The organism is Weissella sagaensis, assembly GCF_010306265.1.
GTDB lineage: Bacteria > Bacillota > Bacilli > Lactobacillales > Lactobacillaceae > Weissella > Weissella sagaensis.
This window is the reverse complement of the sequence record NZ_BLKA01000002.1, coordinates 12,393-24,889: the sequence shown is the minus strand read 5'-3', so window position 1 is coordinate 24,889 and position 12,497 is coordinate 12,393. Positions and strand designations below refer to the sequence as shown.

The 12,497-nt window shown below is 37.5% G+C and carries 9 protein-coding genes; all 9 read right to left on the bottom strand.

The window, feature by feature from the left end:
* Positions 1 to 183: 183 nt before the first annotated feature.
* Positions 184 to 1,686, bottom strand: coding sequence for a gluconate:H+ symporter (locus G7Y65_RS02775; RefSeq protein WP_042494311.1), 1,503 nt, complete (start codon positions 1,684 to 1,686; stop codon positions 184 to 186).
* Between the two features lie 162 nt (positions 1,687 to 1,848).
* Positions 1,849 to 3,600, bottom strand: a complete 1,752-nt coding sequence (locus tag G7Y65_RS02770; RefSeq protein ID WP_165314541.1) for a DUF2207 family protein — start codon at positions 3,598 to 3,600, stop codon at positions 1,849 to 1,851.
* On the bottom strand, positions 3,582 to 4,136 hold the full coding sequence (locus G7Y65_RS02765) for a LemA family protein (protein ID WP_042494305.1): 555 nt from the start codon (positions 4,134 to 4,136) through the stop codon (positions 3,582 to 3,584). Before G7Y65_RS02765 ends, G7Y65_RS02770 begins: the two co-directional genes overlap by 19 nt.
* A gap of 123 nt (positions 4,137 to 4,259) precedes the next feature.
* A complete protein-coding gene (locus G7Y65_RS02760) occupies positions 4,260 to 5,696 on the bottom strand; it encodes a PH domain-containing protein (RefSeq protein ID WP_165314540.1) in 1,437 nt (478 codons plus the stop codon).
* Positions 5,686 to 6,153 (bottom strand): PH domain-containing protein, encoded by a 468-nt coding sequence (locus tag G7Y65_RS02755; RefSeq protein WP_165314539.1) that lies wholly within the window; start codon positions 6,151 to 6,153, stop codon positions 5,686 to 5,688. The genes G7Y65_RS02760 and G7Y65_RS02755 overlap by 11 nt, the downstream gene beginning before the upstream one ends.
* A gap of 163 nt (positions 6,154 to 6,316) precedes the next feature.
* The gene (gene gntK / locus G7Y65_RS02750; protein ID WP_042494299.1) at positions 6,317 to 7,849 is read right to left on the bottom strand and encodes a gluconokinase; all 1,533 of its coding nucleotides are present in this window, start codon (positions 7,847 to 7,849) and stop codon (positions 6,317 to 6,319) included.
* A 97-nt stretch (positions 7,850 to 7,946) separates the two neighbouring features.
* Entirely contained in the window at positions 7,947 to 8,918 is a 972-nt protein-coding gene (locus G7Y65_RS02745; RefSeq protein ID WP_165314538.1) for a 3'-5' exoribonuclease YhaM family protein, read from the bottom strand.
* 13 nt (positions 8,919 to 8,931) lie between these two features.
* A complete protein-coding gene (locus G7Y65_RS02740) occupies positions 8,932 to 11,262 on the bottom strand; it encodes an ATP-binding protein (RefSeq protein ID WP_165314537.1) in 2,331 nt (776 codons plus the stop codon).
* On the bottom strand, positions 11,252 to 12,445 hold the full coding sequence (locus tag G7Y65_RS02735) for a metallophosphoesterase family protein (RefSeq protein ID WP_165314536.1): 1,194 nt from the start codon (positions 12,443 to 12,445) through the stop codon (positions 11,252 to 11,254). Before G7Y65_RS02735 ends, G7Y65_RS02740 begins: the two co-directional genes overlap by 11 nt.
* Positions 12,446 to 12,497 lie beyond the last annotated feature (52 nt).

Genomic DNA, 12,497 nt, shown 5'->3' with positions numbered 1-12,497 from the left:
GCTTTCATTTAAATTATCTACTGCTATATAAGCAATCGGTTTTAAGTATAAACTGACGTACAATGAGTTACCAGCTTTTATCTGATGTATTTAAAAAATTTTATTGATGACAGTATATTAAAAAACGCCATTAAGGTTAAAAACCTGATGGCGTTTTATTATTAACAATTTATTTTCGCATGACTATGAAAAAATAGCTGACAAAATTAGAATAACAATTAATCCAACAACTGAAATTAAGGTTTCTAATACCGTCCAAATTTTCAAAGTTTGTGGTACATCTAAGTCAAAGAATTCCTTAAACATCCAAAAACCAGCATCGTTAACGTGTGAGATACCAACTGAACCAGCACCAATTGCCAAAACAACAAAGGCTGGATTAACAGCTGTTTGACTAGCAACTAATGGTGCGACAATTCCTGCTGTTGTCAAACCAGCAACCGTTGCTGATCCAACTGAAACACGCAAAATCAAAGCAATCAACCAAGCAAAGATAATTGGCGAAAGTGATGTGTGTGAAAAGGCAGCTGCGATAGCATCAGAAATACCACCTGCAGTTAAGATTCCTTTAAACGCAGCCCCACCGGCAATAACCATCAATAAGTTAGCAATTGACTTTAGGGCATTCCCCATTGAATCACCAACTTCACCCATGGTACGACCTTGCTTTGGTCCCATTGACCAAATTGCAAAGGCCATTGCAATAACCATAGCAATAACTGGATTACCAAACATTGCCACAATTCTATCAAGCGTTGATGGGTCGGCTATATAACCACTTTGAGCAGCATGTGTCATAGCTTGCCATGCATCATCCCCAATTTTACCAGAATATACTTGCTTACCACCATTGATGGTTAATGTATAAATCGTTGAAATAAGCATGAAAAATACAGGCATCAATGATGTTAAAATTGCCATCCCAAATGATGGTGTCTCTTCTAGTTTAAAGCTTTTTACTTCACCAATTGCATCTAGTTTCTTAGTGATTTTAAATGCTTTTGGCTCAACCTTTTGAATAAAGCGTGTAAACAATGGTCCTGCTACTAGCATTGCGACAACCGCAACAACAATACCATACATCAAGACGATACCAATATTAGCACCTAAAATGTTGGTAACAGCTGTTGGCGATGGCTGTGGTGGCAAAAATCCTTGGGCAGCTGACAAAGCTGCAGCCATTGGAATACCTAGATAAAGCAATGGTACGCCTGCCTCAAGAGCAATCGTAAACACAATCGGAATCAAAACAACTAGACCAACTTCAAACAACAATGAAATTCCAATAATAAACGATGCACCAGCAACAGCCCACTGCAAACGTTTCTTACCAAATTTTTCAATTAAAGTCGTTGCAATTCGGTATGATCCACCAGAATCAGACACCAAACGACCAATCATTGATCCAAAACCAAAGACAATAATCAGTTCACCCATTGTACCGCCGATACCGTCTTTTAAGGCATCTGCAATACCGGCGGGGTTCATTCCCAAGCCAAGTGCAACTAAAATTGACGTAATAATTAATGCTACGAACGTATTAACGTTCAATTTCAGGATGAAGAATAGCAAAACGGCAATTCCTAATACCAAAATCAAAAATGGCCAAATATTAAAACCATTCATTAACCATTGATATAGGCCAGTCGCTTTGTCAGTCGTCAATCCTGTTAGCATGGTAAACATATATACTAACCTCTACAATCAAAAATTTTCGCCAACATGAAATTTGTAAGCGATTACTCAACCAGATTATTGTACACCTTTTCACGAACCAAACACAACTAGCAAAATAAAAATGACCAATTATTTCATAAAATGGTCATTTTTTCTTCACATTTAGTAGGGCTAACGGAAACCACCACCACCAGATCCGCCTCCAAAACTACCGCCACCACCGGCACTGGTTGAGCCACCACCACCGGATGAACGTGTCTGTGTTGCGACTGTATGACTAAAATGGTTAATCATCATAAATGGATGCATTGAACCATAATAATAAACACTATCTTGTTGATAATTAGGGTAAACTTGTGCCAATTGATCCGCTACTTCCTCTAAAATGCCAAAGGCTGCAGCTGCAATCATCAATTCATCCCACAAGCCAACTTCTTGGGGTGTTCGTTCAGCTAACAAAGTAAATTCCTGTAGGTAATTCTTTAGTCGTGCTAAATTTTTTTCAACCTCTTCCCCAGCTGGTTTCTTTTGAAAACCAACTAGCCAAGAAGCCATCTGATTAGCACGATCTCGTTTTTTATCACCAGTTTTCGTACGCTTTGTTTCCTTTTCATAAATTAAATTATGACTTTCAGCATACTCACGGCTATAATTCGTGTACGCTTTCGTTAGTTGAACATGACGTTTACTACTGTAATTCAAATGCTTTGCTAAGGATTTCTGCGTCACCACACCATCAGTAGCTGCTTCGACCATCATTTGATAAAACTTTTTAATTGGCGTCGGTGCATCATCTGCCACAGGATGCTCCGTTAATACAAATTGTACACGTTCTTTACCACGTTTATTCGGTTCATCCTGCATGACAATTTGACCATCCTTAAGCAATTGTAACAATGCCACCGTTAGGAAATTATCGAGCACTGTTGTCGATGGTAACAGTGAATTAAAGAAAATATACGTGTTATAAATATTATTTGTTGGTATTTCACGATAATATTCTTGTTTGGTCTGCTTTTGTAGTGTCGTCATCTTTGGGTAGTACTTACGATATGAGCGATACCTATTAAACACGCAAAATACGATTCCAAAGAAACCAATACCGATAACCGCTATTACGATATAAGCAATTCTGGTACCCTTATCATTATTAATGGTCTCGCCGTTTTTGTAATCATGGTAATCATAATCACTTCCTTTAAAAGCTTCTTTCATATAAGAATCAAAACTACGCGATGTTTTGTAGGCTGTCTGATACGTATTTTTGGGGATTTGCACAATCATTTTCACAAAATCGTCTTCCGTCGTTGTCGCCGTACTTTTCATTGTCGCCTGACCATTACGAAAGGCAGTCTGGCCTGCAAACCCAAATGCCCAAATACCATAACCTTTATCGACCGATAATGGATGCTTAGGATCACTAAGCGTTACTTCAATATGATCTGGTGAAATGGCGACATCCTCATTTAAAAACTGCCAGGCAATCATCTGTTCTGTTTTAGTTTGTTCAACAAAATTAGTGATTCTATATTTAATCGTATAGTGATGGGTCCCGTATTTGGTAATTCCCCAATTCAATTCATGACCATTTTGACCATAACGGTATGCTTTTTGTTCTCTCGTGGCATCTGTATCCCATGTATTTGCCCGCTTAAACGCCCGGCCATCCATACTAACTTGATAATCAGACAACCTTTGTGGGCCTACTAATTTAATCGTCTTATATATTTCGCTACCTTCATCAGCTGTCACAGACCACTTTTCAGTAAAAGTTGCCGCCCCTTGATCATCCAAAGCAACGTTAATAGTCATGTTATTAACAGTTTGATCGGCAGATACTTTTGGTATAAATGCTAAACAAAATATAATCAACGACAAGACAGCGGTCAACAAACTATACTTTTTTAATTTTTTGGATCCCATTGTGGCATTTCCTGCTTTCCATCAGTGTTCTTAAAGTAAGTTTCCTTCGTGAATCCCATTGGTCCAGCAATTAAAAAGTTGGGGAAAATTTGAACCGCGCGATTAAGTTTGGTCACAGTATCGTTATAAACCATCCGTGAAAGGCGCACCTTATTTTCAAATTCATCCACCGCCGTCATTGTTTGTTGATACACACCACTCGCTTTTAAGTCCGGATATTGTTCAGCCAATGCATTCACAACTCCTAACACACTGGCAAACTGTTGTTGATCATCATCAATATCCGCAACTGATGCTCGATCAGTTACACTTGTTCGTGCATTTACAATTTTTTCTAATGTTTCTTGTTCATATGATTGGTACTTTTGCGTTGCCTGCATTAAATTGGTAATAGCATCCCAACGACTTTCTACCTGTGCTGCAATCTGTCCCATTGCATTGTGTACATTTTCTCGTAACTTAATTAAATTGTTGTAAATTGCAATCAACCAACCAATTAATAAGACAATAATGACGATAATAATAATCCAAACCATCAATTCTCCCCCTTTTTACCCCAGCGTCACAATAATTTTGTTATCGTTTACCCATCTATTCCTTATAAATCATCTGTATTAAGCTATTATAACATTTCCTGACTACAAGCCCTTTTAACCGACCTATTCTGCAAACCAGCTATAAATTTTGTGAGCATCTTGTCGTGGTAAATAGCGAATTTTAAGTGCCGTTTCAACATTGCCATTACGCACACTAATAATTAAATGAGCTAAAGTAGTCCGTTGCATAAAAATACTTTGCTTAATTTGGCATGATTGGATATTTTTCTTTGGCAGATAATAGGTCTTTTTGCCAAAAAAATGACCAATTTGAATTCGTAACATATCTTGATGCAAAATACCTACCCCAGTTGTGCGCCCAGCATAGCTCCCTAAAGACCAGGCTAGTGGTAATAGGATGAAAGAACCTACACCATACGGCCACCAAAAAATACAGATACCAATACTAATCACTAATGCTGGCAACTCAATATTACGGATGATTGCCCATTTACCACGCCGACTTGCTTGTAACCATTCTGTTGGCTTAATATTTTCTACAGATAACCATTTAACGAAGCGGTGTGCAATTTTATGAGATGCCTTATTTTGCACAACTGGGATAACGACCACATTACCACTTTGTTCATTATCAGAGGCATTAGCAGCAACTAATGCCTGGATTGTTGTTAAATGTAGTAAATGGCGTAACCAAGATTGTTCAAAAACAACACTTTGAATCCGATTTAAACGCACCGTCACTTTATCTGTTTGAAAAAAACCTTTTTGCATCGTTAATTGTTCATCGTACGTTGTTGTTTTAAAATGATAGTATCGTTGCACGATAAAACAATATGAAGCAAACGCGGCTAATACTATCAGGATGATAATATCCCAAAAGATGACTTGCTCAGTTTGTTGACTAAAATTTTTAATCATGCCATCCATAACCCCATCTGGTAGCATATCGTCTAGTCGATTATAAATAAATCCTAATCCTAATAAAATAGGCACAATACTAAAAGATGTTAAGGCATATAAATTCAAATCACGCCATTTAATTTGATAGCGCTGACTAATTTGCTCGTGTTGCTCGACTTTATCAATATCAAGTATTTTTTCAGAACTATTTTCATTACTTGTGGCATTTTGTTTCAACTTTTCTAGTTGTTTAACCTCACGCATGCTAATAACTGGTAAATTAACCTCAGCTTGTTTATCAGCTTGCGCCGAAGATGCCACTTTTAAATTGACTAACCCTAATGGTTTCATAAAAAACCACTGCTTCGTTTGAAACGTCTGAATTTTAGGATAAGTTAAATGTGTTTGCTTTTTATTAATTAAACCACGCTTAATCACAATTTCATGTTCATCAATGGCATAAGTAAATGTCACATAGCGTAGGATTTCAATGACTAATACTATACAAACAGCTAACAAAAGCCACCACCATAAGCGATTCGCAATAGCCAACACCAACAATATCCACCAATCTTTGACAACTTGCGTTAAAAAAACAATAATTGCTGCTGGATGTAAATGTTTCGGCTTAGCTTTCATAAACATCCTCCTCTTTTGCAAGGTCCATAATTTTTGTTTTTAATTTGGTTGCTGTCTGTCGATCAACACCACCAATTTCATGAACCGCCGCTGCTGTATGAATCTTTACAGACTGTAATTTTTTAAATTGCAATAATGGTCCCGCAGATAAGGTAACATCCTGAATTCGTAAAATTGGTACAGCTGTCGTCTTTTTGATGAAAAAACCAGTTGTCATTTCAACATCATGATCTGAAATTTGATAACGCCAAAATTGATAACGATACGGAATCAAAATAAATTCACCAACTGAAAAAATAATCCCTATCATGGCAATAATTGCTACTATCCACATTGGCCATTTTAAAAAATAAAAACCACATACCATGCCCACTATAACAATTATTTCAATTAATAAATTCAACGACGCTTGCAAACGCCATACTGATTTAATACTTTCAGGTAACTGTTGTCTCATTAATTAATACCTACTCCCTTATTTAACTAGTTATACAATATCATGGTCATTTTTTTATGACAAATAATTTTTACTATAATATTGCAACTAAAAAGCTCATGAAACTGATCTATAGCGACCAGCCTCATGAGCTGTTATTGTCTTTTTAATTTAAAAATTGATGCTATTTCTTAATATGCTTACGTTGGTAATCGGCAATTGCTGAATACTCTGTTTGCAATTGTCGTGATAAACGAATAAAAATTGGGCTCAATTCACGATATGCTTCATAATTGTCTGGATTTGGTTGGTATGTATTTGCTTCACCAACCATATCACCAATAACTTCTAAGTTATCAACAAGTCCCAATGCCTTTTGTGCCATAACAGTTGCAGCTAGTGCTCCTGATTCAAATGCTTTTGGCACAGTAACCGGTTGTTCAAAGATATCCGCAGCCATTTGACGCCATAGTGGTGAACGAGCAAAGCCACCCGTTGCTTGAATAGCGGTCAAATCACCGACAACTTCTTCTAGTGCAAGTGATACCATATAGATGTTAAAGATGATACCTTCAAGGACAGCACGAACCATATGTGCACGAGTATGATTATGTGTCAAACCAAAGAATGAGCCACGTGCATTAGCATCCCAAATTGGTGCACGTTCACCACCTAGATAAGGATGGAACAATAGGCCATCTGCACCAGCGGGAATCTTAGATGCGATTTCTGTTAATAGATCATATGAATCAATACCTAGTAGTTCAGCTGTTGATTTTTCTGAGTCAAACATGTTGTCTCGTGCCCAACGGAAGACATCCCCCCCGTTGTTAACAGGACCACCAACTACCCAGTGATCCTTATCAAGTGCGTACGTAAATGTACGTCCTTTAGGATCAATCTTAGGGGCATCAGTTACAACACGAATAGCACCTGATGTACCAATCGTGACAGCAGCAACTCCCTTTTGGATAGCATTAACCCCTAAGTTTGACAATGGACCATCCCCAGCACCATAAATAAATGGTGTCTCAACATCCAAGCCCATCTCGGCTGCATATGCCTTATTCATACCTGTTTCAATCGTATATGGATCTACTGGTTCTGGCAACTGTTCTTTGGTAACACCGGTAACTGACAAAGCTTGCTTGTCCCACTCTAGGTCAAAAATATTAAACAAACCAGTACCTGAAGCAATTGAATAATCCATGCGGTTTGCACCAAACAAACGGTTAAACAAGTACTCCTTAATACCTAGGTAGTGCGCTGCTTTATTGTAAATATCAGCATGCTCAGACTTCAACCAAAGTAACTTTGACAAAGGTGCCATTGGATGAATAGGTGTTCCTGTTTTACTGTAAATTTCTTGGCCAACACCATTTGCTTTTAATTCTTCTGTATATTTAACGGCACGTGCATCAGCCCAAGTAATAACACGTGTTAATGGCTGCCAATCTTTATCAAAGGCAATCAAAGAGTGCATTGCTGAACTAAATGATACACCTAAAATCTTACCATCCTTAGCAACCCGTGTAACTTGTGCCATTGCATCAGTAAAAGCTTCCCAAATTTCATCTAAATCTTCTTCAGCCATATCTGGTGCATCACGGTATAACTTGTATCCTTTATTTGCACTAGCGACAACATGCCCCTTAGTATCAAATAAGACTACTTTAGTAGACGTTGTTCCTAAGTCCACTCCGATTAGGTAATCCATTAATATATCCTCTCACATCTTTAAATATTTTGTAATTGCTTCACTACTAATTTTATGTAAAAAAATTACATTTTGCAAACGTTATCACGAAAATGATTTACTTTTCTGTTTCGCTATTGAAACTAGCACTTTCTGGTTTATATACACTACGATTATCTAATGCCCATTGACGGGGTGAAAATTCACCAGGCTTAGTTTGTTCAAGTGCATTATCAAATGCCTGCATACCAGCATCCAATTCATCTAATTGATGTAAAATATTCGCTTCTTTAATCATTGGTTGAACTGGCGAACCATATTCTAACAAACCATGATGTGCTAATACAGTATGTCGTAAAACTAACATATCTTCATTGTGTAAATCAATCTTTAATTCAGTTGCTGCTAAAACAATTTCTTCATCAACTAACACGATATGACCAATTAAACTCCCCGCTGTCGTATATTGCGTAGCAACAGGTCCTGATAATTCAATTACCTTCCCCAAGTCATGTAACAAAGCGGCTGCATATAATAAACTGGCATTCACTTGTTCGTATTGCTTAACAATTGCTTGCGCTAAATGCACAATTGATAATGTATGGTATGCTAGTCCGCCTGCAAAAGCATGATGATTAGCTTTTGCTGCCGGAAATTGTAAAAAAGCATCCTGATACTTTCTTAAAATATGACGGACAATACGTTGCCAATTGGCGTTTGTAATTTGAAAAATAATGGCTGATACTTCATCTGCCATTTCTTGCTTTTTCATTGGTGCTGCCACGATAAAATCGGCTGCATCTTGTGGCTCACCAACTTGTGTCAATCGGATTGCCAACACTTTTAATTGCGGTTTTTCTTGATAAGCTTGTCGAACTGCTTGAATATAAACCACTTGCCCTGCTTTTAATTTAGATACTTCATCTTCCGTTGCATCCCATTTCATGCCTTTAATTGTCATTGAACGATCCGCCAACTGCAAAGCCATATAGCGCTTGCCTTGTTGCGTCATCCTTACTTCAACTGATTTTAATAACGCAAATGTATCGACACGTTCATTTAATTGGTATTCTTTTAATGTTTTTGTCAAAATATCCCTCCTATTATGACCGCGCTAATGTAATAATATTATTACCTGGAACCTGACGGCCAGTAAAATAAAAGATTTGTTGGTCATCTGTTCCTAACTCTGATAACACTGTCATCATTGCATCACGGCGCTGATCATCAAAGTCTACGAATGCATCGTCAATTAATAAGGGTAATTGAAGCGTGCTAGCAACATTTAACACAAATGCCAGTCGTAAGGCAACGTATAATTGCGAAGCTGTCCCTTTTGATAATTGATTAACCCCTAACACCTTACGATCATTACGAACAACCTTTAATAAAGTTTTTGTTTGTTGCACTGACTGATAGTGATTATTTGTCAAACGTGCAAATAAAACACTGGCTTGTTGTAACAAATTAGGGAGTCGGTCAATAATGGCTGCGTTTAATGCTTGGCGAATCCATTCACTTCCTAGTCGATCAACAAAATATTGTTTTAACTGTTGATTTACCATTGTCACTTGATTAGCCACCATTTGTTGTTGATTTTCAATTGACGTATCCGTCCGTAAATTTTGTAATTGTACATTAATCTCAGCTAATTGTTGATTGACTTGCGCTTTTTCACGCTGAATACGTTGTAATATTTCTTGATTTTCTGATGTAGATTGTGGCTGATTCTTAACAGCATCCTGTGCTGCTAATTCGTGCATATCAGCCCCTTGTAATTGCTCTTCTAACATTTCAGCTTCACGATGCAAATCATTCACTTGGCGTTGTGCATCACGTCGTTGGCGTAATGCACTTTCATCCTTCACACCTAATTTTTGATATAACGTTTGCAGGGTTTGCTGCAAATTTTTACGCTGTAATTGCTGTTGTCCCATCGTCTCTTGTTGCACATGTACTGCCATTAAACGACTGCGATATTCTTTTGCTGATAACCCTTCACCTAACCAATTTAATGACACCTTCACATCAACTAATTCCGATAACATTGCTTGTTGGTCTTGAAAGGTTTGGTTCGTTGCTAGTAATAAATCATTTACTTTTTTAATATCATGTTGTGCTGTCATAATATCTGCAACAGTCATTTGTTGATAGACACTTGGTAAGACATTATTTGGTTGCGCATGAGTTGTTGGGTTGTTTTTATTTTGTCCGAACCACCAACCAATCACCAAGCAAATTATCAACATGAAAAAACCAATGACAACATGATTGATTAGTAATGTCATCATTAATAAAACAACACCAATTATAGCAGCAATTAATAAACTTTTATTATCAGCAGATTCAGTCTTAACTGATTGACCATTCAGTTTTGCTTTTTGTTCATCTGTTAATAATGGTGGTAGTTGCTGCCAGTGATACTTTGTTAAAACATCTTGTTGTGCCTGCATTGCGGCCGCCTGTTGCTTCGTTAAATCGGCTTGCTTTTGGTCAAGTTCTTCTAATTTATCAATGGCATCACTAGCGCTCTCAACTTGTTGCTTTGTGATAGCTGTCGTCACCATCATATCGTCTAATGATGTCAATTGTTGCCGTACACGTTCAGCTTCATCAGCAACTGTTAAGTCTAAGGGTTTGCCTGCTGCTTGTACTTGCTGCTTAATTTTATGCCATCGTTGATAAACTGGTAATAAATGCATTTGAGCTTGTTGATGCGTCATCTGACTTTGAATTTGCGTTTGCCATTGTTGCAAGCTTTGCAGACGCTGGGTTAATGATTGTGCATTTGTTTGTAGCTTATCCAATGAAGGCTGTTGGCTAATCGTAACTTGTAGTTGTTGCCGTAGTAGTTTTAATTGTGCTAAAGATTGATTAATTTCACGATGAGCTGTTTTGGTAGTCCCAAATTTGGTTGTTGCATTCTTTTCCCATTGATTTGCGACATCTAACCAATCTTGTGCACCTGGGGTAGCCAAGGTACGTAAATAAGCAGCAAAATCATCTGGTTTTAACGAAAAGATAGCCATTAACGCTTCCTGATCAAAACTAAAAATTGCTAAATATAGTTCACGATCAACAGGCCCCAATAACTTAGTCAACATTGCCTCTGGATCTGCAAAAACTTGTCCCGTAGCAACTGCAGTTAATGTCGTCGTTGTTTGCGTGCGCCCTAATCGTTCTAATTCATATAATTGATTATCTACTTCAAATTGAATACGTCCACCATAAGGACCTTTATCTAATGGTTCATACGTGTTGATTTTACGCCCTTTAGCCTGAGGAAACCCAAAAATCATATCAAATAAGAATTGATGTAATGTGGTTTTTCCAGCTTCATTTAATCCTTGCACAATTTGTAATCCTTGCACAAAATTAAAGGTTTGCTGGCTAAATTGCCCAAATCCAACAATATGTGCTTGTTTAATCCACATAACCTTCATCCCCTATCTGCGATACTTGTAATTGGGTTTGAACAGCTGATTCAAGTTCCGTTAGTGTTGCTGGATCCAAAAAATAATCTAACACATCACCATCTGTTACTTGTTTTAAACCTAATTTTTGCAATTGCTCTAAATTAAAAACACTTGCCACTGTTGCTGACCAGTATTGATCAGCAACTGCTGGTAAGCCCGCTATTTTTTGTTTTGGTTGTCCTGTTATTTCATAAATAAAGAACATATCATTTGGTTGTGCGGCTGCGACAAACTGCGCTAATAATTGTTGATTCGTAATAGCTGATAAAACAGTCGTTTGATCTGTCTCAATCTGCAACGAGATTAATTCAAATTCCTCTTTATGAATAAACTGCTCACGTACCTGTTGTACAACCATATTTAAATCACGATCAGTTTGTACTTTTTCTGTAACCCACGTAATTGGTGCAACTGGTGTAAAGGTTGGCACCAATTGTTGTGAATGACTTTCTACCATGTAATAACCTTTAGGACCCGTTTCCGTTTTATCTAGTCCTTGAATACTACCGGAATAACCAATGAATGGTTGTTCTTGTAGCGTTTCACGCACATGAATATGGCCGAGCGCCCAATAATCATAATGTTTTTGTTGCAAGGCTTGTAAACTAAACGGCGCATAATCACCAACACCAGTTTCGCCTAATGCACCATGATATAAACCAATATGCCAATCAACGCTTGTATTTTTCATTGGAAACTGTTCAACTTGGTCAGTCATTATATGCCGTTGCGTATATGAAAAGCCACTGATAGCGACTGTTTTGTGGTTTGCGGTTTGTAAATGGTGTGTTGTCACTTCAGCAGGAAATAAAGTGACATTTTCAGGAAACGTTGGTAATTGCTGCCAATTATTAACATAATCATGATTACCAAAAATAATATAAACCTGAATTTTTGCGTCAGCTAGCCGTTGTAATTCATTTACCAAATCTAGTTGTGCTCGTGCATCTGGGGTTGTTGTATTAAAGGAATCACCTGCTAAGACCACAAAGTCTACAGCTGCTACAATTGCGTCATCCACTAAACGATGAACTGCAACTTGCGTGGCGGATTGTAATTTTTCTTTTAACCAGCTTGGCGTAATTGATAAACCACCGAATGGATTACCAAGGTGTAAGTCACCAGCATGAATAAACTTCATGTCATCGATCTCCTTTATTTGCTTTTATCCTTATTATATTTGAGATTCGCTA